Annotated in this window: 20 protein-coding genes; 14 read left to right on the top strand and 6 right to left on the bottom strand. The window is 51.2% G+C overall.

The window, feature by feature from the left end:
* Positions 1-142: 142 nt before the first annotated feature.
* Positions 143-352, bottom strand: coding sequence for a GIY-YIG nuclease family protein (locus AAF564_14080; protein MEM8486677.1), 210 nt, complete (start codon positions 350-352; stop codon positions 143-145).
* A gap of 122 nt (positions 353-474) precedes the next feature.
* The gene (locus AAF564_14075) at positions 475-3,945 is read right to left on the bottom strand and encodes an FG-GAP-like repeat-containing protein (GenBank protein ID MEM8486676.1); all 3,471 of its coding nucleotides are present in this window, start codon (positions 3,943-3,945) and stop codon (positions 475-477) included.
* Positions 3,946-4,247: 302 nt separating this feature from the next.
* Here AAF564_14075 and AAF564_14070 point away from each other — a divergent pair, with 302 nt between their 5' ends.
* Together AAF564_14070 and AAF564_14065 are read left to right on the top strand one after the other, a co-directional pair.
* On the top strand, positions 4,248-4,580 hold the full coding sequence (locus tag AAF564_14070) for a hypothetical protein (protein MEM8486675.1): 333 nt from the start codon (positions 4,248-4,250) through the stop codon (positions 4,578-4,580).
* Between the two features lie 282 nt (positions 4,581-4,862).
* Entirely contained in the window at positions 4,863-5,330 is a 468-nt protein-coding gene (locus AAF564_14065; GenBank protein MEM8486674.1) for a hypothetical protein, read from the top strand.
* Here the strand turns inward: AAF564_14065 and AAF564_14060 are convergent.
* Complete coding sequence (locus AAF564_14060) at positions 5,325-5,993, bottom strand: epimerase (GenBank protein ID MEM8486673.1); 669 nt, start codon at positions 5,991-5,993, stop codon at positions 5,325-5,327. The genes AAF564_14065 and AAF564_14060 overlap by 6 nt on opposite strands.
* Positions 5,994-6,503: 510 nt before the next feature.
* On the opposite strand from AAF564_14060, the gene AAF564_14055 reads away from it, so the two are divergent.
* The 3 genes from AAF564_14055 to AAF564_14045 are packed head-to-tail and all read left to right on the top strand — an operon-like array spanning position 6,504 to position 10,994.
* A complete protein-coding gene (locus tag AAF564_14055; GenBank protein MEM8486672.1) occupies positions 6,504-7,211 on the top strand; it encodes an ABC transporter ATP-binding protein in 708 nt (235 codons plus the stop codon).
* A 27-nt stretch (positions 7,212-7,238) separates the two neighbouring features.
* Complete coding sequence (locus tag AAF564_14050; protein MEM8486671.1) at positions 7,239-9,791, top strand: FtsX-like permease family protein; 2,553 nt, start codon at positions 7,239-7,241, stop codon at positions 9,789-9,791.
* A 30-nt stretch (positions 9,792-9,821) separates the two neighbouring features.
* Positions 9,822-10,994, top strand: a complete 1,173-nt coding sequence (locus AAF564_14045; GenBank protein ID MEM8486670.1) for a lipocalin-like domain-containing protein — start codon at positions 9,822-9,824, stop codon at positions 10,992-10,994.
* Here AAF564_14045 and AAF564_14040 read toward each other — a convergent pair.
* The gene (locus AAF564_14040; protein MEM8486669.1) at positions 10,991-11,848 is read right to left on the bottom strand and encodes an AraC family transcriptional regulator; all 858 of its coding nucleotides are present in this window, start codon (positions 11,846-11,848) and stop codon (positions 10,991-10,993) included. The genes AAF564_14045 and AAF564_14040 overlap by 4 nt on opposite strands.
* 167 nt (positions 11,849-12,015) lie before the next feature.
* Between AAF564_14040 and AAF564_14035 the strand changes: the two genes are divergently transcribed.
* The 6 genes from AAF564_14035 (at position 12,016) to AAF564_14010 (ending at position 20,787) form a co-directional block, all read left to right on the top strand.
* Complete coding sequence (locus AAF564_14035; protein MEM8486668.1) at positions 12,016-14,616, top strand: carboxypeptidase-like regulatory domain-containing protein; 2,601 nt, start codon at positions 12,016-12,018, stop codon at positions 14,614-14,616.
* A gap of 112 nt (positions 14,617-14,728) precedes the next feature.
* Entirely contained in the window at positions 14,729-16,048 is a 1,320-nt protein-coding gene (locus AAF564_14030; GenBank protein ID MEM8486667.1) for a trehalase family glycosidase, read from the top strand.
* A gap of 18 nt (positions 16,049-16,066) precedes the next feature.
* The gene (locus AAF564_14025) at positions 16,067-16,669 is read left to right on the top strand and encodes a GNAT family protein (GenBank protein MEM8486666.1); all 603 of its coding nucleotides are present in this window, start codon (positions 16,067-16,069) and stop codon (positions 16,667-16,669) included.
* 6 nt (positions 16,670-16,675) lie between these two features.
* Positions 16,676-18,247, top strand: coding sequence for a sodium:solute symporter (locus tag AAF564_14020; GenBank protein MEM8486665.1), 1,572 nt, complete (start codon positions 16,676-16,678; stop codon positions 18,245-18,247).
* A gap of 186 nt (positions 18,248-18,433) precedes the next feature.
* Positions 18,434-19,759, top strand: coding sequence for a hypothetical protein (locus AAF564_14015; protein ID MEM8486664.1), 1,326 nt, complete (start codon positions 18,434-18,436; stop codon positions 19,757-19,759).
* Positions 19,760-19,872: 113 nt separating this feature from the next.
* Positions 19,873-20,787, top strand: a complete 915-nt coding sequence (locus AAF564_14010) for a nucleoside hydrolase (protein MEM8486663.1) — start codon at positions 19,873-19,875, stop codon at positions 20,785-20,787.
* On the opposite strand, the gene AAF564_14005 is transcribed toward AAF564_14010, so the two are convergent.
* Both AAF564_14005 and AAF564_14000 read right to left on the bottom strand, forming a co-directional pair.
* The gene (locus AAF564_14005; protein ID MEM8486662.1) at positions 20,781-21,104 is read right to left on the bottom strand and encodes a hypothetical protein; all 324 of its coding nucleotides are present in this window, start codon (positions 21,102-21,104) and stop codon (positions 20,781-20,783) included. The two genes, AAF564_14010 and AAF564_14005, sit on opposite strands and share 7 nt — an antisense overlap.
* A gap of 52 nt (positions 21,105-21,156) precedes the next feature.
* On the bottom strand, positions 21,157-22,155 hold the full coding sequence (locus tag AAF564_14000) for a glycosyltransferase family 2 protein (GenBank protein ID MEM8486661.1): 999 nt from the start codon (positions 22,153-22,155) through the stop codon (positions 21,157-21,159).
* A 172-nt stretch (positions 22,156-22,327) separates the two neighbouring features.
* On the opposite strand from AAF564_14000, the gene AAF564_13995 reads away from it, so the two are divergent.
* From AAF564_13995 to AAF564_13985, 3 genes are all read left to right on the top strand, one after another.
* Complete coding sequence (locus AAF564_13995) at positions 22,328-23,335, top strand: AraC family transcriptional regulator ligand-binding domain-containing protein (protein ID MEM8486660.1); 1,008 nt, start codon at positions 22,328-22,330, stop codon at positions 23,333-23,335.
* Positions 23,336-23,440: 105 nt separating this feature from the next.
* The gene (locus AAF564_13990; protein ID MEM8486659.1) at positions 23,441-24,283 is read left to right on the top strand and encodes an NAD(P)H-binding protein; all 843 of its coding nucleotides are present in this window, start codon (positions 23,441-23,443) and stop codon (positions 24,281-24,283) included.
* Between the two features lie 93 nt (positions 24,284-24,376).
* Positions 24,377-24,871, top strand: a complete 495-nt coding sequence (locus AAF564_13985; protein MEM8486658.1) for a DUF1772 domain-containing protein — start codon at positions 24,377-24,379, stop codon at positions 24,869-24,871.
* The last annotated feature ends 176 nt before the right edge of the window (positions 24,872-25,047 follow it).

Here is a 25,047-nt window from a genome sequence, read left to right as displayed (position 1 = left end):
GTGGCCAACAAGCTGGTAAGACAGGTGTTTGCAGTAGTCAAAAGCGGTGTTGCCTTCGACAATGATTATGTCGAAAAAATGAAACTGAATACTTGATTCTTAACACAGTTCATCCTGAGCCCCGCGAAGGATCTGGGTGAGCCTAATTATCCCACTCCAGACTCAGGTCCTTCCAGGTCGGATTTCTCGCCTCAATTAGTGCTATTTTTCGTATCCGTTTCCAGCCTTTTATCTCTTTCTCTCTTGCTATTGCCTCATTTATCGATTGAAACACTTCGAAATACACAAGTCTATTCACGAAGTATCTGGCAGAGAAACTTTTAGGATTTACCCTGGCCTTGTGTTGTGCAATTCTGCATTCCTAATCATTAGTCACGCCTATATATATTATGCGGCTAATGCTGGCGACGATGTATACATAGTACGTCTTCATACACAGTCAGACGCCTGCGCATGGGGTAGCGTACCGTGGCCTTAAGGCTTGAGCTGATTCCGGAACGCTTCGCGGGTTACGGTGCGGGTGTTGTAGGTCGCGTGGTAGGCTTTGTTGGCCGGCGTCATCGGATAAGCCTCAGCTTCGCTGTATGGATATGCCGTCATCCCCACAAACGGCAGCGGCTCAACGTGGCGGCCGGCGGCGGTATTCAGATCACCGTCTTTCAGCCAACCGTTGGTGTACAGAATGAACGAGCGTTGCCAGCCTTCCGGCAGTTGCGGCGCTGCATTGGCGTCAAAAGTGATCTCGATGGCATCGCCGGCATTCATAATCACGTACTGGTCATCCGTAGATGAGAGTAGCGGGGCTACCTCGCCAAACCGGGTATACTGCCCCTTCAGATCTTGCCAGCGAGGCGTAGTTGAAACACTGTCGTGGTCGAACAAATGGGGGCCAAAAGGCGAAGATCTATACATGCGAGAAAACCCCCGATACCGCAGATCTGCTGAGGCGGCTGCTATGCTGGTCCGACGGAGTATGTTGCGCGTTGAGGCCTGTGGTACCTCTTCAGCAAAAAACGCATGGTCCCAGTAAATCTGCATGTTACTCTCGATACGCACCGCATGGTCATCTGTCAGAAATTTGCCGCGCAAGTCGACGCGTACGGTTTTGTTTTTACCCATCGGAAATCCAATACTCGGGATGACCGTTTGCCAATCACCAGCTTCATTGCGTACCTGAACACGGGGTGGGAAGGCACCGCGTGATGGTGTCTGAGAAAGTGCGACGTTGATGCTTGCGTCTGTCGGGAAAATCCATCCCTTTAAATAAAGTACTGCTTCGTCCGGGTTGATCGGTGCAGCCGGCACGAGTTCAAGTGCATCGCTTTGCATAAGGCCCTGGTAGCGGGTTGGCTTTGTGAGCGGCACAAACTGCTGGTCTGCTGCACTGAGCGCTGCTGTAACAGACGTTCCTTGCGAATTCATGGCAGTTACTGCTACAACTTGCTCAAGTACATACACAGGGAGTGGTGTCGAAGGGGCAGCGCCAAATTTCTCATCGATTCTGATGGTCGTGGTGGCGGGATGGTCTACGAGAAGCAGCTTAATTTCATCGATATAAGGCGTTTCCCACAATTCTCCTGTGACTTTGATGGCATAGCGGCCATCTTTGGGTACAAGTGGACCAGGAATGAGCACATAGTCTTCCGCAGGCATTGCAGGGGCATAGGCGGTTTCTCCGCCGGCCATAATACCCAGGGGCATGCCCAGCGCATTACGCCACAACAGATCGGTTGCAAACGTGTAGCCGGTGCCATTCCAGGTATATAGAAACGGACATGATCCCTTTAAAATCTGCTGCTCGATAATGTCTTGATCAGTGCCCGGGCTGAAGATGTTTTGCGGCACCCCATTTGTGAAAACAATCCGTATAACGTCTGCTTGCAGGCGTTTACCCAGGCCAAAGTAGGTAACCGGCTGGTTCACGACTTGCATCTGGTACAAATCTCCGGCGCGTACTTCTACCTTGGCGCCAATGCTGTAATAATTGTTTTTGCTGTTATTGGTTACCAGGCCGCGCGTTTGTATCGAAACCATCCGGTTCTGGTTGCCGCCGTCATTCCTGAGAAGCGTTATCCCTTGGGGCGTGTTAAGGAAGAGGTCGAGATCCCGGTCGTTGTTATAGTCTGTGTAGTGCGCACCGATTGCGTTGTCCTCGTTTACCGGAAGCAGGGTTGTGGTCGCATTGGTGAAACCCTTGCCTGCGTTGTGCCACAATTGTGGGGCAGCGCCGGCTAGAAAGAAGTCTAGCAGGCCATCGTTGTCGACATCCAGCGGTACAGCTATTTGCCCTGATGAAGCGCTGGTTATCTGCACAGGATCAGCAAACGCACCCGTACCCTGGTTGGTATGTAATTGGATACCGGCTGTGCTGGCGCTAATCACATCCAGGAAACCGTCGTTGTTAAAGTCTCCCGTACCCGTTGATGCAACCTCAGATAGGCCTTCCCATGCTGTTGCAATCAGGGCAAAGATACCTTGCTGCTGGTTTGAGTAGAGATAAAGGCCACTGCTTCGACTGAATAGCAAGTCGAGGTCTCCATCATCATCAAAATCTCCGATATCGATATCGTTAGTTGCATCGTTGTTTTCACCCCGCAGGCCAGCAGCAGGATTAGCCGAATAGGTACCGTCTGCATTGTTACGGAATACCCGGTCGTGGGTTTTGGTGCCTGTAATGAGATCAAGGTCCCCATCGTGGTCTATATCAGCAACGACCATGGCACGCACGCCCTCCGTGTCGAGTCCTGAAGGTGTAGTGGCTGCAAAAGTACCATCTCCTGCATTGCTTAGCAGCACATCGGGTCCTTGGCGGGAGATAAAAATATCTGGAAAGGTGTCGTTGTCGAAATCAGCTACCAGAAGCTTCGCGGCATTGGATATTGCTGAATCGATGCCGGCTTTCTCGCTGACATCTGTAAATCGACCAAACCGACTTTGATAAAGCGTGACAGCAGTGTTTTGTGAAACGACGTCGCGTGTAAGGGTGATCAAGTCCGTCTCGTTGTCCCCGTCGTAATCAAAAAGCACCATATCGATTACATTGCCTTCCCTGGAAGTAAATCCTGCGCCCTCGGTTGCGTCATTGAACTGCATGTTATCGAGAATAAAGGCAGATTCGTCGGTGGAGGCAGCTGCGGTCAGCACGGGTTGGGAGACCACAGGATTGCCGGCTGCGAGGTCTGTTCGAATACCTAGCAAACGCAGACTTGTCTGGTAGTAGGGTGTGGCCTTCATCAGGTTATGGAAGATGCGGCTTGAAGCGCGTGCAGTGGTTGTATCCTGCGCCTGGAAGGCCTGTACTGCGCGGTCAAAGTAGGGTTGTGCTTCTTGCGGGATGGCTGGCAGTTGCTGTTGCAGGGCCATCAGCGCGTCCAGCGATTCCGGGAAAAAATCTCCGCTAGTGAGCGCTTCAATCAGAAAAAAACGAGGGACTACATTGGCCGGCGCATACTGTATAACTGCCTGCAATTGGGCAATAAATTGTGTGTTGTCCTCAGGTAATCCGCCATACGATTGCGCTAACTGATAGAGGGTCTGTACATGCTCAGGGTTTGTCTCAAGCGATGTACGCAGGATTTCTCTGGCGTTTTCGATCCGGTCGGTTTGCTGGAAAACTGTGGCGAGATTGATAAAGATGTCAGGGTCACTTTTTTTACGCGCCAATGCCTCATTAAAGGCCTTTTCTGCTGCTGTATAGTCTCCTCTGCGCAAATGGACAATGCCCAGATTCGCGTGGCCGGCGGGGTCCTCAGGATTAAGTGCGATCACCGTTTCAAACGCCGCCGCCGCATCGTCGAATCGATTCTCTTCCAGATAGGCCAGTCCCATGTTTTCTGCCTGCTGAAGAGATGCCTGCACAGCCGGGTCGTTGAGGTCTGGTTTGCTACAGCCGGCCAGGAGCAGCACAATTATCAAAAACCGGTACAAAATCTGATGGCCTTTCATCTCACAGGCGATGTTTTTTACCATCCGTGACGGAATGAATCTGCGGATGGGGGGCGGGGAGAGGATTGTAAGTTGATAGAAACTACGAATGTGATCCGCTGAACGCCAATCTGCAGGGGATCTCCGGGATACATCACCCGTAATAAAATAAATGATGTACACGCTTCGTGTTGCCGAAATTTTCCGGACCACTGTATTATTAGACTCATAAGTGTACTATGCGCATATCAAAGAAAGTAATTCATAGCTTATTTTTAATACCAATATTTCTGCTTGTATCTTGTTCTGGTTCAGCTGGATTAATGATGCACCAGGTGCCCGAAAATGGGTATGAGCAAACCTTGAATTATCAGTTTCAAGCCCAGGTTCATGCTGATGAAAAAGGCGAATGCCAGAAAATTGTCATCCGGGTGAAGCCGATAAACAAAGTTTACTGGAAAACCCCGCCACCGCAGCGGTTGCAGATTTATGATGATGACTGCATGGCGCCGGTCCGTTTCGAACGTCTCCAGTACCTGGCACGTAGCGGCGGCATGGTTCGGTTGAACGGTATTGAGCTTTCTCGATTTTGGAGCGAGCAATTCAGGCTCGAAGATGAACTGATCGGTTGGCTTTGGCGAGAAGGCATTATCTAGATTTTACAAGGAGCTGGCTTTGGGTCAGCTCTTTTTTTGTTTGGTGATTTTTATCCACAGAATGCTGTGTGCCGATTGAAGCCCGTAAATTGAACTGCATGCGCCGCACTTTGTCGACTGTCATCCTGTGTATCCGAAGGATCTCTGCTAAGCTAGCAAATCCTTTTAAATATCGAACACCGAACAATGAATTTTGAATGTCGAAGTTTACATTCCTTCAACCTTCAACCTTCAACCTTCAACCTTCAACCTTCAACCTTCAACCTTCAACCTTCAACCTAAATGTCGCTGCTTGCCGTAGATCTTGGCTTAAAAACAGGCCTTGCTTTGTTTGGGCAGGATGGGCGGCTGCAGTGGTATCGATCTCGCAACTTTGGTTCGCGAGGCCGGCTCCGGCGCGCAGCTGGTGCAATTCTGCGTGAGTCTCCTGCGGTTGAAGTGCTGGTGATCGAAGGTGGCGGTGAAATTGCTGTGCCCTGGATTGCGGAAGGTGAGCGGCGCGGATTGCGAGTGCTGCAGTTGCACGCCGGCGCATGGCGCGAATTGTTGCTGCTGTCGCGTCACCAGCGCAGCGGCAAAGACGCAAAAAAGCACGCAGACCGCCTGGCGCGGCAGATTATCGATTGGTCGGGCGCCAAAAAACCTACATCATTGCGCCATGATGCTGCCGAGGCAATTTGCATCGGGCTGTGGGGTACTCATAAGGTCGGTTGGCTTAGCGAAGTGCCGGCTGTGTTGCGGGCTTCATGACGCTCGCGTGGCAAGCGCGTTGATGTCTACAGAACGTAAAATCTGTTTTTCTGCCTTTCCCTGTGCTGCTGCGATCATGGCTTTGCCTATTTCCGTGGTCGAGGTTGCTGCCCCAAACCAGCGCATCACAGGGGCAAGTACACCGAAGATGGCATACATTGTCTTGTACAATGCACCTCTGGGTTTACTTCCCCGTTCCGCTTTTATGAATCCGGGCCGGAAAATGACAACCTCTTTAAAAGGCAGCGCGATGAGTGCGTTTTCAGCCTTGCCTTTAACCCTGGCCCACATGCTTCTCCCGCTCTCACTGCTATCTGCACCTTCTCCGGATACAAAACAGAACCGCATATCGGGACTTTGTTTGACCAATACCTTTGCTGCTGCCATCGTATAGGCATACGTGATGGTCGTATACTTTTCTTCAGTGAGTCCGGCTGAAGGAACGCCAATGCACCACATACAGGCTTCAAATCCAGTCATCTTGTCAGCGATGGCGTCAAAGTTTTCATAATTGGTGTGGACGAGTTGTTCGAGCTTGGGGGCTTCGATATCCAACGTGCGCCGGCCAATGCTCAGGATGCGTGCCACAGCTGGGCTGTCGATCAGCTCTAGCAAGACGCCATATCCTACCATGCCTGTAGCGCCAAAGATCAGTACGTTCATGCCCGTTCTCTAATTTTGTGATGAAAGAGTATAGAGGATGGACCCGGCGCGTGCAAGGGGGCGGGTGGTTTCAGCACTGTTATTCGTATTGGAAAACCAACTTTGCGTTGCCCAACTGCTACTGGAGATTCAGGCAGATTTTGCATCACAGCTGTAATTTGAAAAACGGGTGGTGGGCCAATTTCAAGGATCGGCTTCAACGTAGCATTGAAGCCCAGCAAGTGCCCGAGGTTATGGCAATCTAAAACACCCGTCGGGTCTTGAAGACCCAACGGGTGTTTCACAAATGACGTATTTCGTTGCAAAAACGCACCCCCTCATCCATAAAATTCCGTATAAGCGCTATTTCAATTCTTTCCCTTTCCCGGTATTTGAAACGGATGCAAAGCAGTTGATTAGATTCCCCGCACAACAGCAACCACCTTCTCTATATTAGCGAAAAATGGAACTATCCATTCGCCCGGTGTTTTCTATCGCGAATCTTTCATGGTTAACCAGCCTCTCGATATCATGGAGCGATCCCCTCTGGTGGATGTGCATAATTTGACCAAGTCTTTCGAAGAAGGGGGGAAAACGCGTCGTGTACTTGAAGACGTTAATTTTCAGATTGGCAAAGGGGATTTTATTGTGATGTTTGGCCGGAGTGGATCCGGTAAAAGCACCCTTTTGAACTTGCTGAGCGGGATTGATATTCCCAGCGCCGGCGCTGTAACCATTGGTGGTATTAACCTGACCACCCTGTCGGAGCAGGAACGCACCCTTTTCCGCCGAGAGCATATCGGCTTCGTTTTCCAGACGTTCAACTTGATTCCGACCCTCACCGTCAAGGAAAACGTACTTTTGCCGCTCGATTTGAACAAGCGGCTGACCAAAAACGACATCGATGAAGCCCTGGGTTTTCTAGAGCAGGTAGGCCTCGGTGATCGCATGCAGAGTTATCCAGACCGCCTGTCTGGCGGGGAGCAGCAGCGTGTTGCCATTGCGCGCGCGCTGGCGCACGACCCCATGCTTATTCTGGCCGATGAGCCAACCGGTAACCTCGACGATGAAACGGCAGACCAAGTGCTCAATCTGTTTGATACGCTGGTACGGGGTATGGGTAAAACAACACTTGTAGCTACACACGACCGTTCCATGGCTGCCCTGGCTGATCGGGTGTTTACACTCCAGGGCGGACGTATCGTATCCTCAAGTACTGGCGCCGAGCTTGTCAAATGATGACCCTCAATCAAATTGGTTAGCGCCTTGAGCTCACGCAATCTCCTCTCTAAATCAAGTATTCGCTACATGGGGCGCCACCCCTGGCTGATTGGCCTGTCGGTGCTTGGTGTTGCGTTAGGGGTTGCGCTGGTTGTATCGATTGATCTGGCCAATGAAAGTGCACGCCGTGCCTTCTCTTTGTCTAGCGAGCGGGTTACAGGGAAGGCAACCCATCAAATCGTAGCGTCAACGGGAAATCTGGATGAACAGGTCTATCGTGATATACGGATTGGGCTTGGTGTTCGCGAGGCTGCACCAGTTGTCGAAGGTTTTGTTCGCGTTTCAAAAGAACCGACGCGGACGTTGCAGATCCTTGGCGTCGACGCGCTTGCTGAAGCACCCTTTCGCGCGTACACCAACCAGGACGCCGGCGTTGACTTATCCCTTTTCATGGCAAAGCCCAATACCTGTTTGATTGCTGAAGAGACAGCACGAGCTTTTGCCGTTGAAGTAGGTGATACCCTATCGGTTATAGCAGGTGGACAGACGGCCGTCCTGACCCTCGCCGGCGTCTTGCAGGCTGAAGATGAACGCAGCGCCCAGGCCATGGCTGACCTGATGATCGTCGACATTGCAACCGCACAGGATTTATTCAGGATGCAAGGCGAACTGAGTCATGTGGACTTACTCCTTGCTGATACAGATGCCGGCGTGATCGAACAGACACGGATTGAAGAGGCTCTGCCGGGCGGTGTGCAACTAATGAGATCTGCAGCGCGGAGTTCTACTGTTGCCCAGATGACCCGGGCGTTTGAACTCAATCTTACCGCGCTCAGCATGCTGTCGATTATCGTCGGCATGTTTCTCGTCTACAATACGATGACGTTCTCGGTTGTTCAGCGTCGATGGCTGATTGGCCGCATGCGGACCCTCGGTGTGACGCGCAACGAAATTTTTCGCCTCATTCTCGGCGAAGCCGTGCTGATTGCCATTATCGGTACGGTACTCGGCCTGTTGCTTGGCATTGTATTGGGGCAGAGTCTGGTACAACTCGTGACCCAGACAATCAATGACCTGTATTACGTGCTCTCGGTGCGTGACATAGCGCTTGGCCCGATGACGCTTCTCAAAGGCGTAGCCCTGGGTGTAGGGGCTACGTTGTTTGCTGCGCTGGCGCCGGCTCGCGAAGCCACTGCATCAACGCCGGGCACCGTATTGCGTAGATCATTGGAGGAGACAACCTTCAAAAATCAAATGCCGCGGTTTGCCATTGCTGGTCTGATATTGGGATTGGCTGGTACCTTGTTACTGATGGCGCCCGGGCGAAACATTGCTGTCAGTTATGGTGCACTTTTTCTAGTCTTGGTCGGCTACGCACTGCTTATCCCCATTATGGTTGACCGGATGTCTGCATGGGTACGGCCTGTCATGGCGTATGTATTTGGTATGACGGGCAGGATGGCGGCTAGCGGTATTCGCACCTCGCTCAGCCGTACTTCTGTGGCAGTTGCCGCCCTGATGGTTGCTATTGCCGCCACAATAGGCGTAGGCGTCATGGTCAGCAGTTTTCGGCAAACGGTAACCGTATGGCTTGATCAGTCGTTGCAGGCAGATATTTATGTGTCACCGCCTAGCCTTGTCATGCGTCGGGTAGATGCTACGTTGGATGATGGGCTCGTAGAACGGTTTAAAGCAGCGGATGTCATTGCTGAAGCCAGTACAGGATTTCAAACCAAAGCCAATACCGATGTCGGTATTATTGATCTTGTATCGTTTGATCTTGCACCACCAAGCTTAACCTCGTTTACCTTTAAAGAAGGTGATGCTTCAACCATTTGGCCCGCGTTTACTAACGCCGGCGCCATCATTATATCCGAGCCGCTTTCCTATCGATACAACCTGCACGAAGGCGATGTGCTTACGTTGGATACCGACGCCGGCAAAAAGCCGTTTGAAATAGCGGGTGTCTATTTTGATTACGGATCGGATCTGGGGACGGCTTTGCTTGATCGGACAGCGTTTGAACAGAACTTTGGACAGGCCGCTGTGTCGACCATGGCGTTGTATTTGAAAGATGGTGTGGAGCCTGCAACTGCTATCGCGGAATTGAGAAAGCTGGTTGATGAAAACCAGGAGGTGCTGATTCGTGCGAATCAGACGTTGCGTGCACTATCTATGGATGTATTCGACCGCACGTTTACCATTACAAATGTACTCCGCTTACTGGCAATAGGCGTTGCTTTCATTGGCATTCTCAGTGCCTTGATGGCCTTGCAATTGGAGCGCGCCAAAGAATTGGCGGTCTTGCGGGCAACGGGTGTTACGCCCCGGCAAGTGTGGCGCTATATCACCCTGCAATCCGGACTTATGGGATTATTTGCCGGCCTGCTCGCGCTCCCGCTAGGACTCATCCTGGCCGGCGTGCTCATTTTTGTCATTAATAAACGCTCCTTTGGGTGGACCATGCAAGTGCAGGTTTCCCCGGAAGTACTGCTCCAGGCCCTCGTCCTCGCGCTTATTGCGGCGCTGCTGGCAGCCATTTATCCTGCATGGCGAATGGCGCAGGCAAATCCTGCTATGGCGTTGCGAGAGGAATGATCGTATCCACGCTTTCAGATTACATAAGCCATGAACAAAGTACTCTTCACTATTGTCCTGCTCTTTTTTGGACTGGTGGGCGGCGTGTTGCTGCTGGGCTCGGAGCCAGCTCCCCTGGGTGCTTCTGTAGGCATCGGGCAGGCAATGGCGGGAGACACCACGGGCTATGTACGCGCATTGGGGCCCATGCCAATTCAGTTTCCCGCTGATCATGGGGCACATCCTGGCTATAAGTTGGAATGGTGGTATTACACCGGAAATTTGCAAACACAGGAAGGCCGGCGCTTTGGATATCAGTTTACCATTTTTCGCAATGCGCTAGCTCCACCAGATTCGGGTGAGGCTGAAGATGGATCTGCCTGGCGTACGAAGCAGCTTTATTTTGCGCATTTTGCGCTGAGCGACATCGATAATCAAAAGTTCTACGCGTTCGAACGATTCAGCCGCGGTGCAGCCGGACTTGCCGGCGCAACACCCGCTCCTTTTCGCGTGTGGCTTGACGATTGGGAAGCCACACAAATTGGCGACGAGATGCCGCCGATGCGGGTGCGAGCCGCTGAAGATGGGGTAGCAATCGATTTTACAATGGATCTTGTCAAACCGATTGTGCTGCAGGGTGATGCCGGCTACAGCGTGAAAGGGACCGGGTACGGCAACGCATCTTACTACTACTCGATGACCCGGATGGATACACGAGGCACGGTTGCCATCAACGGTACCGAGCATGCTGTAGAAGGATTAAGCTGGATGGATAGAGAGTGGAGCACCAGCCTTTTAAGGGCTGATCAGGTTGGTTGGGACTGGTTTTCTTTTCACCTTGGCGACGGACGCGATGTTATGTACTTCAATGTGCGCAACACAACAGCAGACGTTGCGCCTTATGCACACGGCGTAGTAGTGGGCCCAACAGGAGACAAGCGGTTGCTGGAGCCAGATAATGTAACGTTGACTGTGCTCGATACCTGGGAGAGCAAACATGGAGGCGTTTACCCCTCACAATGGCGCCTCCAAATCCCGGCGGAAGGACTGGATCTGGAAATCACACCTTTCATGAATGATCAGGAGCTAGATTTGGCCGTCCGATACTGGGAAGGTGCTGTGCGTGTGGAAGGCACAGCCGGCGGCGATCCGATTGACGGCAGCGGGTACGTAGAACTCACCGGCTACGACCGCAATGCGTTGCAGTTTACCGATGGGATTTAAGCAGGTCGGCGTAAATAGTGGCTTCGGAAGCTGTGCGGGGTCTCGTGCATAATCTCTTTAAACTTGCGGTTGAAATAGGATAAATTGTTGTATCCACTTTCAAAACAAATTTGAGAGATCGTTTTGTCGGTTGTCATGAGCAATTTGCTCGCGTAGTGGGTCCGAAATTCGTTGATGAGCTGGGTGTATGTTTTCTTCGTGTGTTTCTTGATGAACTTATAAAAAGCGGCTTCCGAAATGTTAAGTTTGTCCGCGATTTCTTTGATCCGAACCTCTTCTCGGAAATTCTCCATAATGTGATCGTAGACAATTTTGACCCGCCCCAATTGGGCCTCGTTAAAGTCTAGCGCATACTCTTCAGAGCAGATCGCTTCCACATCATCAGCGTCTGCCATCACGTTTAGCAATTCCAGTAAATAAAGTAATTGGGTGAAGCCCTCTGTTTTGATCAATTTTCTGATCAGCTTTCGGGAGCGCTTTTTTGTACTGTCCTGGAAGGCAAGGCCCCGCCGTGAAAAAGCAAAGAGGTTTTTAATGGTGTGAAGTTCGGGCCTGTTGATGAATGCCTCACCCAAAAAATCACGCGTCATCTGGATGACAATTTGGTGGCAAGGTACGTCTGTGGTGAAGCCGTGTGGGAGGTTGGTGCCGAAAATGACGAGGTCCTTTTCCTGGTAGTCTGATATCTGGTTTCCGACAAATCTGCGGCCATAACTTTTGAGGGTATAGCAGATTTCTATTTCAGGATGATAGTGCCATGCCTGGCTGAGTAGCGGCCGGCTCGGCCGGCGAACAACCCGCGTCATAAAAGACCGCTCGGGCGACTCGAGTATCTTTTCGTATTCCGGTTTCATGGACACAATAATAACAAAAGGGCAGGTATATCGTGGCAAAAATTATAGAATAGTGTCATTAATAGATAGTTTTCTATAAACAAGCCGGTAGAGCCCCCATCTAATTTGATTGTGGACATACATGTCAACCCGCAGGAAAAAGATATTCATTAGGAAAAGCAACAATCATGATTCGATCCTCCTTGCAAGGTATTCGGTACTTGTTCTGCGCCACGCTGCTGTGTTTTGCAGTTGGCAACGTAAGTGCACAGGGCACGCTTTCAGGCACAGTTACGGGCAGTGACGGAGATTTGCTCATCGGGGTAAACATTGTAGTACAGGGCCAGGCGATTGGCACCACTACTGATCTCGACGGGACGTACAGCCTCCAGGTGCCGGCTGGCAATCAAACCATCATCTATTCTTATACAGGATACACAACCTATCAAATGAGCATTGCTGTCGAAAGCGGCACGAGCTACACACAGGATGTGGTACTGAATGTAGACAACCTGTTACTCGATGAGATCGTCGTTACGGGGTCCTTCAGTGGACGTACACAGAAAGAATCGCCGATGTCGATCACATTGCTTAATGCGGCACGCCTGCAGCAACTGAGCAGCAACTCTCAGGCAGATATTCTCCGTACCATTCCGGGCATTACAGCTGAAGGTGGTGGTGGCGAAGTTGCATCGAATGTGTTTGTGCGTGGTATGCCCTCTGGCGGTCAGTATCAGTTTACGCCACTCCAGGTTGATGGGCTGCCTGTGCTGAGCACGTTTGGGCTTAACTCCTCAGCTCACGACGTTTACTTCCGCAATGATATAGGCTTGCGTAATCTGGAATTTGTGCGCGGTGGTTCTTCTACGCTGTTTGGCGCTGGTAGTGTAGCCGGCATTATTAACTATACCAGTACTACCGGGTCTTTTGAGCACGAAAACAAGGTGCAGTTGGAATGGGCTGAAGGCGGTCGTGTTAAAACAGACTTTCTGGCTGCCGGCCCGTTGAATGACAACCTGTTTTACGCGGTGTCAGGCTTTTATCGCTACGACGACGGTCCGCTTGATACCGGCCTTCCTACCAGAGGATATCAGGTACGTGCAAACGTGAAAAAACTGTTTAACGACGCCAAGAGCTCAATCACGGTTTATGGGCAGGTCATCGATGATAACGTACAGTTTTATCTCCCATACCCGCTGGCAAACGACAATGGGCAGCGCGAGCGGCCTACAGGCAACGATGGGGAAACGGTGTACACAACCCTTACCGGGCAGGCAAAAGACTTCTCTTTTGACACGCCATTTGGCCGCTTTGAATCGCCAATTGGAAATGGTGTTATGACGCAGGGTGGCTACTTGATGGTAGACCTGAAACATTCATTTGGCAACGACTGGCGTTTGTCTGCCAAAGCAAAGGCAGCGCGGTACGACCACTGGTTCAACTTATTCCTCGATGGCGACGGCGTGCACAACGTACCCGAAACACAGGCCTCTTTCCTGACGGACCGCGAATTGCCGGCCAATGCGTCATTCACCTATGCGGATGACGGCTCTACCCTGGCTGCAAACGACCTGCTCTTCCAGAACAGGATTCTCGACCGCCAGCGGCCCATGGAAGAAATGGTCAGCGAAATCCAGGTTACAAAGTCGATTGACAACCACAACTTCAGCTTTGGTACTTTTCTCGCAAATACCCGTGCTGAAGACAACAACTGGATCCTGAACTTCCTCGGCGATTTCAGAAACGCACCCCGTATGGTCAATGTCGCATACACTGACGAAGATGGCAACGACGTCAACTTTTCAACCGGTGGATTCATTTCTGGTGCGCAAACCTCTAACCGTTACCATGAAAGTCGCAAAGTTGCATTCTTTGTAGGTGATGAGATTAAAGGAGAGCAATTCAATTTGGATATTGGATTACGCTGGGAGCGTGCTTCAGGCATTATCAGCCGGGAAACGGGTGTAGGCAGCAACACTTTCCAGAAGGGTGAAGTGTCTACAAGTGACCTGGCGGTTGCCATTGCCGGCTTGTACAAGCTGAGCACCTCAACGAACCTCTACGCCAACTTCTCGCGAGGCTACTTCTTCCCTGAGCTCCGTTCGGTTTCTTTCCCAAGACCAGGTGTACCCCAGAGTTATGAGCCCGAGTCCGTTGTTCAAGGCGAACTTGGTGTCAAGTATGCCCAGCGTAACTTCTCCGGGACAGCCGCCCTCTTCTTTGTGGCGCTTGGCGACAGAAGGAGCGTAGACTTTATCAATGACCCCAACAACCCGTCGAGCATTATTGAAGAGGTCAGGGTGCAGAGTACGCAGACGATTGGGTTGGAGGCAACGGCTAACTATGCGCTCGGAAACGGGGTGAACGTATATGGTAACTTCACTTTCCAGGATCACGAGTTCACAGAAGTTGAAGGAAATCCGGACCTGGAAGGCAATGAGTTGCGTCGTCAGCCCAATGTCATGGGCCTTGCCGGCTTTAGCTACGAGAATGACGGATTTGATGTCAATCTGTCCAGCAATTTCCTCGGTAGCAAGTTTGCAAACGATGCCAACACCGTAGAGTTGGATGGATTCAATATCGTCCGTTTGGATGCGGGATACAGCTTTCCGCTGGGCGATAAAGAAGCATTACGCGTTGGCCTGTCTGTTTTCAACTTGTTTGATGCAGATGGTGTTACAGAAGGTTCACCGCGTCAGGGTGATGCGCAGACCGGATTGAGCGAGTTTTTTGTAGGCCGACCTATTCTGCCGCGCCGTGTGTTCCTCAGGGCTGCTTTCTCGTTCTAGGTACCCTTTGCGTTGCTGGCGTATATTGCCGGCACAAGCTTGTTAGTGCAAAAAAAGAAGGAGGGGTAAAGGATTGGGCATCAACCCTTTACCCTTCTTTTATATTCAAAACATGCAGTTAGAGAATCTGGTTGATGAGGCCCGGCGCATTCTTTCGCTGAACTGGAGGGACGGATTTACCATTCCAACAGGTCGGCTGTATCCTTTTCAATGGAACTGGGATTCAGGGTTTGTGAGCATCGGGCATAGCCACTTTGCACTGGATCACGCCATTCAGGAGCTGGCTTCGCTGTTTTCCGGGCAATGGGAAAATGGTATGTTGCCCCACATCATTTTTCATAGCGAGAACGAAAAAACGTACTTCCCGAATTATGATTTTTGGGAGTGCGATGTAAACGACGGAGCACCAGATAAGCCAAAGTCGTCTGGAATTACCCAGCCGGCTGTTCATGGCTTTGTGCTGGAGGATCTACTCAAGAAATATCCTGATGATGAAACTCTCATCGCGTTTGTTCGGGAGATTTTCCCTCGGATGGTGAAAAGTCATCGCTTCCTCTACACCTATCGCGATCCTTTGCGAGAAGGGTTGATGTTCATCTTCCATCCCTGGGAGTCTGGTCGGGATAATTCGCCGCTGTGGGACAACTCGCTCGCCCGCATCGAAATTGACAAAGCTGCTTTGCCACAGTATGAGCGTCGCGACACCTCTATTGCACCGTCCGACGAGCGGCCGACGTCATATCAGTATGATCGATATGTCTACTTGCTGCAGATGGGTAAAGCCCACTGCTATGACAAAGCGGGTATTTTTGAGGAGAGTCCGTTTTTGGTTCAGGATACGCTGATGAACGCGGTACTCATCAAGTCAAATGAAAGCCTGATTCGAATTGGTGAACGTTTTGGTTTTGATGTAGGTGAACTAAAAGAATGGCAGCAGCAATCTTTGCGTGCGTACGTGGAAAAGCTGTGGCATCCTGCATTGCAAACCTTTACACCTTTTGATTTACGGGGTGGACAGGCTATTGCGCACAAAGAAATTGGTGGCCTTTCTGCACTCTATGCCGAAATTCCCACTGGAGATCAGGCCGCTGCGCTAAATACCTACCTGCAAAGCCTGCACCAACGCGGCTATTACATTTGTCCGAGTTTTGATGTCGACAGCCCATTGTTTGATTCCAAACGTTACTGGCGAGGACCTGTGTGGTCGCAGATGAACTGGATGATTTACCACGGACTGAGACGTTACGGATTTGATCATACAGCAAGCATTGTGCGGGCAGACTTGTTAGAGTTGGTACAAAAACTCGGATTTTACGAATACTTTGAATCAGATAAATCCACCGCAGCCGGCCTCGCTAGCGGGTATGGGGGCGGTGACTTTTCCTGGACAGCCGCTTGTACGTTGGACCTCCTGAAAGAAGACGGATCTTAGCCAGCAACCGGAAGCCCCATGTTCAACTTTGATTTTTCAGCGGATTACGTGCTTGAAGACAGTCGTGTCCGGCTTTTACCGCTTCTGGTTGAGCATGCGGAAGCGCTTTTATCTGCTGCCGACCACGAAGCCGTTTGGTACCATCTGCTCGAAAACGGACGAGATGTACAACAACTTACCGCATACATAGCTGCGGCTGTTGAGGAGCGATCCGCCGGCAAAGCCTATGCTTTTGCAGTATTTGACAAAGCCGCAAACCTGTTTGCCGGCACCACCCGTTTTTATGAAATCAACCCGGAACTGCAGACGATTAAGCTTGGCCACACCTGGTATGGTCGTTCTTTTTGGGGATCTGGGCTGAATAAACACTGCAAGTATCTTCTCTTTGATTTTGCCTTCGAAGCCGTTGGCGCCTGGCGTGTTGGGTTTGGTGTAAGTGCGGAGAATATACGCAGCCTGCATGCCATGCGCAGTGTGGGCTGCACAGAAGAAGGACGCTTGCGAGAATACCTGTGGAGTGTGACAGGGACTGGTCGGACCGACGTGGTCCACCTTAGCATGCTGCGGTCTGAATGGCGGAATGGCGGAAAAGCAGCACTCAGACAGAAACTAAATACGTGATGCGATATGAACAGTATAGACTATCTCGTAATTGTCAGTTATATCGTTGGATTGTTATTGCTGGGGCGGCTATTTCGCGAAAACAAAGATAGCGAAGATTATTTCCTTGGCGGCAAGTCTTTTGGCTGGTTTCCACTGTCGATCAGTACGATTGCAACGCAGTTGTCAGCCATCAGCTTTATTTCGGCGCCGGCGTTTGTGGGTTTGAAGCAAGGGGGCGGGATGATGTGGCTAACGTATGAGTTTGCTGTACCGTTGGCAATGCTGTTTTTGCTTGTGTTTTTGATTCCTCCGATGTACAAAGCCGGCATCGTGAGCGTGTATGCGTATCTCGAACGACGTTTCAGTACTTCTACACGCGTTTTGTTGAGTGGTGTGTTTCAGATTAGCAGAGCTTTTGCTACCAGTGTGATGGTGTACACTGTTGCCCTGATCCTTGCCAGCGTGATGGATATTCCGATGTGGCAAACGATTCTCATTATTGGCGTGGTAACCCTGATCTATTCCTATCAGGGTGGCATGAAGGCTGTCGTTTATGGCGACATGATCCAGATGATGATTTTGCTCGTCGGCATAGTGATATGCCTGGTTGCCGGCATTCACTACATTGGCGGTTGGGGCGATTTCCTCGCGAACATCGATACGGACCGACTCACAGCAGTCGATTTTGGCTCGATGGGGCTAGAGGAAGGCGACGAGTTTGGCTTCTGGCCGATGCTTATTGGCGGCTTCTTTCTCTATACCTCATACTACGGAACGGACCAAAGCCAGGTACAGCGGCTCTTCTCTGCGCAGGATCTGGGTACGGTGAAGAAAACTTTGCTGTTTAATGGTTTATTACGTTTTCCCATCACGTTTGTGTATTGCCTGATGGGACTTGTGATTGGCACGCTTGCTGTCACGCAAACGGGGTTCATGGAAAGCATTCCGGCTGACAAGCCCGACCTCATGATCCCTATCTTTATTCGCGACTTCCTCCCGCATGGCGTGATCGGGATACTCATGGTAGCAATTTTCTCGGCTGCCATGTCTTCGGTGAGTTCGGGAATTAATTCACTGAGCGCAGCGAGTATAGAAGACTTCTTTAACCGGGATAAAAAACTGTCGGATGAGCAGTATATGCGCTACTCCAAGTACGCAGTACTTTTCTGGGGCGTCGTGTGCATTGTATTGGCATTCTTCACCGGCGACATCGCAAAGACAGTTATCGAGGCCATCAACAAAGTTGGCTCTGTGTTTTATGGTCCGATTCTGGCCACCTTTATTGCAGCCATTGCGCTCAAGCGTGTGCATGCACTAGGTGCAAATATCGGGTTAATTGCCGGCGTGCTTGTAAATGTTTATCTCTGGCTGTTTGTCCCACAGGTATTTTGGTTCTGGTGGAATGCTGTTGGTGCTGTGGTGACCCTGGTAATTGGCCTTGGGGTAAGTATGGTGGTCGGCAAACGCGATGAACTGACTGAAGACAATTTGTTGGAACGCTCATGGGATATTGACTGGGGCAAGGCTGCCATATTGCTGCTTTTCTTTGCCTTTATCGTAATCCTCAGTGTAAACGTCCCCAACATCTTCGGGTAAACTGTTCTCTGCTTGGTTGGCACCAAATTTCACGTTCACAAAGCCAGGCTTGCTCTTACAGGCCTGGCTTTCTGTATGAGGTAAATCATCTGCGGAGACATCTTATGCAGTGATAAAGCGTGCGCGGTTGTAACCGAAGTCCGTTTAGTGGCGTCTAAGGTATTGCAGCCCGCAAATACAATTGTTATGAGATTCCCATCAGGTCTTGTTGTCCTCTTTGGACTTTTCCTCTTGCTTGTGCCTTATGCCTCGGGGCAGGAGCGCGTGCAGCAAATCGCCATTACAGACTGGCCGTTGAGTGTTCACGAAGAAGCGTCAACGGATGCCTTTTTTGAGGAATCTGGTGTTTTGCCGCTTATTGACGAACTGACCATTGCTTATAGTTATCGTGTTGCAGACAGTTTGCCTGCTTTTAGCTACAAGCTGCAATGGGAGCCGGGCGATTTTGTGTATCTGGATGGAAAAAAGACACCCTTTGCTGAACTGTCGGGGGAGGTGCTGATTGAGTCAATTGTTGTGCAGGCAGAAGTGGTCGTGGAAGATACGCCTGTCACCTTGTTTACCCTCGCGCACGATAGCTTGATGGCGCAGGCTATGACCGGGTATGTTACTGTAGAAATGGGTGACCTTGCCTGGGAGACTGTTTTTGCCGATACCGATGCGGCAACAGCCCAGGCCTATTTTCAGAAAGGATTTAACATTAGAAATCCGAAGATTGCGTCGATTTCTTTTGTTCATTTCGAAGATGACCCTGCAGTTGCTGAAAACGAGCCGGCAACCCGCAAGCCACGGCGCCCAAGCCGCCGTACCATCTTTCGCCCGGGCATTTCCATTTGGGTAGACTTTCCTTTCTACGGCCGCCGGCCCCCACCTCGAATTGCTGATGTCGACACGCGGTCTACCGAACCCCGTGGCGACCGTGTTGGCCGGGGGGACCAAAGAACTGAAGGCGCGCGCAGCAGCGACGATCGCAGATCGAGGGGGGAGGCTGAGGAAGAAACTGAGGACGAAAGTACGGCCACAGGCATTTTCTCAGGGAATAAGAAGAAAAAAGACGATGATGATGACGAGGAAGATGAAGGCGACTTGTTGCCGGCAGCACTGGCAGGAGTGGCTGCTGTGGCAGCCGTTGCCGTCATTGGCGGAACGGTAGGGTATTATGGCAATGCTGAACACGCACCGATTGGCCTGATGACCGGTTATGTACACCCCAAAGGCGGGTTACTCCTCCAGGTGGCTGTAAACGAAGCTGTACTCCAAAAATCAAAAACTGAGACGGAGTACTTCATGGGGCGCATCGTTGGGTTTTATGACTTCTTTAGATCACCCGTTCAGCCGGCGTTGGGCATGGGCGTGTTGGTTAACCAACGCGATAATGAAGTCGAATATGTACCCAGTTTCTCTCCCGGATTAGCTGGTAACTTTGGTTCTTTTGTGTTGATGGGAGGATACGATGTGTTGAATGGTGGCCTTGACTTTGGTGTGGCATACAATTTCAGGGCGCGGCGATAAAAGCCGGCAGGTGTGTTTTTTGCAAGATGATGGTTGGTGGGTAGTATATTAAGCGCCATTGATCTCCTTGTTACTTTAGTTGTCGCTTTACTTGCTACTTAGCCTCCCGGACCATGAATCAACTACCTTTCTCGCGCTTTTGCTTCCTGTTTGTATTGTTTACCACGTTGACCATTTTCCCTGCAAATGCGCAGCAACCCATTATCCTGGATGCTGATACGGGCAATGAAATTGATGATTTATTTGCTGTTGCCCGCGCGTTAATTGAGCCTTCCTGGGAAATCACGGCGCTTAATGCCACCCAGTGGCAAACAAGCCATTGGGCGGAGCCGCAGTCGATGGAAAACAGCCACCGTGTAAATGCGGTACTGACGGGATACCTGAAGCACCCGGCCAAGCTACGGCGTGGTGGTATTGCGCGTATGTTCGATTGGGGCGACAAAGCCCAACACTCTGCGGCTGCATACGAAATCATTAAGCAGGCTAAAGCGATGCCGGCAGGGGAGAAGCTAACCGTGATTGCCCTGGGTGCACTCACCAATGTGGCTTCCGCAATCTACATCGACCCGTCAATAGAGCCACTCATCAAATTGTACTGGCTCGGTACCAACTACGACTTTGAAGCCGGCCTCATGGATGAAACCGACTTCAATAGCGTCATGGACGTCCAGGCCCTCGATATCATGTTGAAGTCAGTGGTAGAAATGCACGTGATGCCGCACAGCGTCGCGCTGGCGATGGAGTTTACGTATGAAGAAACAGAGCGCCGGCTGCGCGACAAACACGACCTCGGTAAGTACCTGGTGGATCGGTGGTACAACCACCTGGATGGCTTGCGCGAAGCCCGCTGGATCTGGGACCTTGCGCTTATTGGCGCCATGATTCATCCGGAATGGGCTGAGCGTGTAGAGATTACCACTTCGCCGGAAAATGGCAACCGGAAAATTACTTATTACCGCGCCATCGATGGGGAGAAAATCAGAAATGAGTTTTTTGAAACGCTCAACGCCCACTTCGAAAATCAGTAGTCGATGTAAAAGCGATACTCCTTGATCAGATTGCGCAGTTGTTGTAAGTGCCCATGCGTTGGGTCTTTCAGCAGGTCTGGTGAATCGAAAAACGCATGGGCTTCTTCGGTAAGATTTGCAGGCACCATGGCGTTGCGAAGTCGCGACAGCCTGTCTGCATATTGCTGCCGGTTTTCTTCAATTTCGGCGGCAGTGTGTTTCATCCATACCACGCCTTTATCATTGTAAGACGCGAGACTTTTGAGGACGTCGATCAGGTTGAGGGTGAGGCGTTGTTTGGTCTTGCGGTCCATGGCACGGAGCAGTACAGTGTACAAGGTAGGGGAACGTATTTAAAGAAACGTTGCGCAGCAGGTAGGCAGTGTGGTTTTATGCGTTGGAAGGGGTGTTTTTAGCCGGCGCTGATTCATGCACCTGTATGGCTCTACTAAGCCACCCTGTTGTATGATTGGCGATATAGTGGGGGCGATTCTTTACCTCGTCAAAAATTCGCCCGATGTAATTGCCGAGAATGCCCAGCACCATGAGCTGGATGCCGCCGAGGAATAGGATAATGATGATGGTTGATGTCCAGCCTTTGGGAATTTCTATGCCGGCTACGCGTGCGATAAACGCGTACAGCATGTAACCAAAACCCAGCATCGCTGAAAAGGCACCCATCCATCCGGCCAGCCACAGCGGAACGGCAGAAAACGAAATCAGCCCGTCTAATGCCAGTTTGAACAACTTGCCAAAGGTATATTTTGAAGTGCCTTTTTGCCGCTCCTGCCGCTCATAGGCAACGCCCGTTTGCCGAAATCCAACCCAGCCACGCAAGCCACGGATAAAACGGTTGTGCTCGGGCATCTGGTTAATTACGTCGACAACCCGGCGGTCCATCAAAGAAAAGTCGCCGGCATCGAGCGGTACTTCGATATTGGCAATTCTTTTCAGGATTCGGTAAAACAGCGCGTAGGCTAACCGTTGTGGCCACTTCTCCTTCCGGTTTTGCCGGATGCCATAAACGATATCATATCCTTCACGCCACTTGTCGACAAAGTCCGCTATGACGGCCGGTGGATCCTGGAGGTCTGCATCGATCACCGCTACGATGTCTCCTTTTGCATGGCGCAAGCCGGCAGACACGGCATTCTGGTGCCCAAAATTGCGCGACAAACTCAGGCACGCAAACCGCTCGTCGCGGTTGCAGACATCGGTAATCAGCGCCAACGTTTGATCGGTACTCCCATCATCTACAAAAAGAAAATACACCGGAAATGGCAGGCTGTCATCAAGCTGCTCCAGCGCAGGAATGAGCAGCGGGATGACCTCTGCTTCATTGAAGCAAGGAATAATAACGCTCAGTTCAGGCGTGGGAATTCGATTCATGACAGAGGAAGACATCGCTCACAGTGGCGGATATGCTGCAATATAACCTTACAGCCTCTTGTAAACATAGCGGTGCACAAGGTGCGTCCTGCTGGTCTAATTCAGGCCGCCTGGATTTGTTTTCACGATTGATTGATGGGCAGTTTGTGTACCGCTTTATTATTTTTACGCTATGGGACAAATAACCGCGCTATTTGCCAGTAAGGTACTCGGGATTGTTGATGAGCATGTCGACAAAGACGCCATGCTGCGGTCTATCGGCATCGAACCGGGAGAGCCGGTTGATCCCGCGTTGATGGTTTCTGCTGATGAATATTATGCGTTCCTGGAGCGATTGGCAGCTTCAGACGGCAACCCAACCACACTGTCGCTGCGTGGTGGCGGTGCAATGCGCTGCAGCGACTATGGCGCCTTTGGCCTGGCATTCAAATCGGCCACTACCTTGCTTGGTTCTTATGAGCGTGCGGCGCGTTATGCGCGCGTTTTGACGAGCGTGTCAACGTACACCCATGAGCAGGCGGAGAACGGCATGTATGTACACCTCAATCGCGCCGGAGAGCGCCGGCTCGGCATGCGCATATCGAATGAAGCAACCATCGCAGCAATCACTGCGATTAGCAGGGAAGTATCCACCGCCCCATTTACTCCCCTCGCCGTCTATTTTAAACACCCTGAACCGGTGCATGTCAGAGACCATGAAATTTACTTTGAGTGTCCCGTGTATTTTGACACGGACAGGGATGCATTGTTGGTTGCAAGTACATCGTTGCACACCCGAAACAAGGTCGGAGATGAGAGCATCGCCCGTTTTTTTGATTCACATCTCGAAGCCACGCTGGCAACGTTTGAAGATGAAACCGCCCTGGATAAACAGGTATGCAATCAAGTGTCACGCGCGCTGAGTGAGGGCGTGCCTGCCATTTCAGATGTGGCGGGTCAGTTAGGCATGAGTGGGCGAACTTTACAACGCCGGCTGTCTGAAACTGGGCATACATTTCAGGCACTCGTAGATACGGCACGCCGGCAATTGGCTGAGCGCCTGCTACAACAAACCGATTATTCGCTAGCTGAAATTGCGTTCATGACCGGATATGCTGAACAGAGCGCATTCACCCGCGCCTTCATGCGCTGGGCCGGCCAAACACCCCGGTCTTACCGCCTCAATCCACAAAAAAAGTAAAATTGGCGCGTACTGTCAAAAATTTGGCAGCCGGTGTCGAGAAATACGCCTGCCTGTACAACTATTCTATTGCTTGTAATCAAACACCAATTAAGGGATCAAGCAATGAATACACATAAAGACACTGCATCGCAGGGACTCACACTTGTACTTGGCGGTACTGGCAAAACAGGCCGGCGCATTGTAGCGCAATTACAGGAAATGGGAATCCCAACCCGTATCGGTTCCCGATCTGCTACGCCGGCTTTCGATTGGGACAACGAGGCCACCTGGCAAGCGTGCCTGGAAGGCGTAACAGCTATGTACATCAATTACGCGCCAGACCTTGCCGTGCCCGGCGCATCGGATGCCATTCGGGCGCTTGTGGATATGGCAAAAGCGCAAGGCGTATCGCGCTTTGTTTTACTTTCTGGCCGCGGTGAAGCAGAAGCACAAGCATGTGAGCGCATTGTGCAGGATAGTGGGGTAGATACCACCATCGTTCGGGCAAGCTGGTTCAATCAGAATTTCTCAGAAGGCGCGTTTACCGGCATGATCCATTCCGGACAAATCACGCTACCCGTCGGTGATGTGGGGGAGCCGTTTGTTGATGTAGATGACATCGCGGAAGTCGCCGTTGCCGCGCTGACACAGCCAGGGCATGCCGGCGAAGTGTATGAGGTAACGGGCCCACGCTTAATGACTTTTGCCGAAGTTGCGGATGAATTGTCGAAGGCCACAGGCCGAGAAATCCAGTTCCTCCAGATCCCGCATGAAGCGTTTATTGAAGGCGCAAAAGCTTCTGGTGCGCCCAAAGAAGTGGTGTGGATGATGGACTATTTGTTTACCACGGTCCTTGATGGCCGCAACGCAAACCTGACCGACGGTATCCAACGCGCACTGGGGCGTCCACCCACAGACTTCGCAACGTACGCACGGGAAACGGCGGCTGCAGGTACGTGGGGATGAGGAGATGTAGCGCTGGAGTCCGCTGAAAAAGTACAGCGGGTTCCAGCGCACTTTAATACCTATATTTTTGCCATACATAATCAGGAAATCACCATGGAAATACCCCACCTTGTGATAGCGCTAGCGATGTTTTTATGCGCGCTTGTCGCCGGCTTTTTGCTCGCCTTCACGATGATTGTTATGCCCGGTATTCAAACCCTCGATGACCGCGGCTTTTTAAAAAGTTTTAAAGTGATGGACGGTATCATTCAGAACAATCACCCGGGATTTATGCTAATGTGGGCCGGGTCGGTACTTGCCATCCTTGCTGCAGCGTGGTTTGGCTATGCTGCGTTAGAGGGGACCCAGCAACTGCTGGTATTTGGCGCCGTTGCACTTTATCTCTTTGGCGCCCAACTGCCGACAGCCATCGTCAATATCCCGCTTAACAATCAACTGCAGGCCCATGATCTTGACGCGATGGATGCGCCGGCGCTGCAAGCTGCGCGCGAGGTATTTGAAGCACGCTGGATCCGATGGAATACCATTCGGACGGTGGTCACCATTGTCGTTGTGCTGATGCTTTTGGTCGTCATACTGCCTTTGTAATGTTTGCTTGTGACAACGCGGCAATGAGGACTTACTGGATCAACCACCAAAGCGGGATATAAGCACAGGAAAAGATTCAAGTATGGTGTGTCCTGTGTTGGTTGCGCATCAGACCTGTTATCAATAAAAAAAGCCCGGCACACACATGGTATACCGGGCTTGGGGCTAAGAGAGGG

The organism is Bacteroidota bacterium, assembly GCA_039111535.1.
Classification (GTDB): domain Bacteria; phylum Bacteroidota; class Rhodothermia; order Rhodothermales; family JAHQVL01; genus JBCCIM01.
The sequence above is the reverse complement of the archived record's forward strand: the minus strand, read 5'-3'. Positions and strand labels throughout refer to the sequence as shown.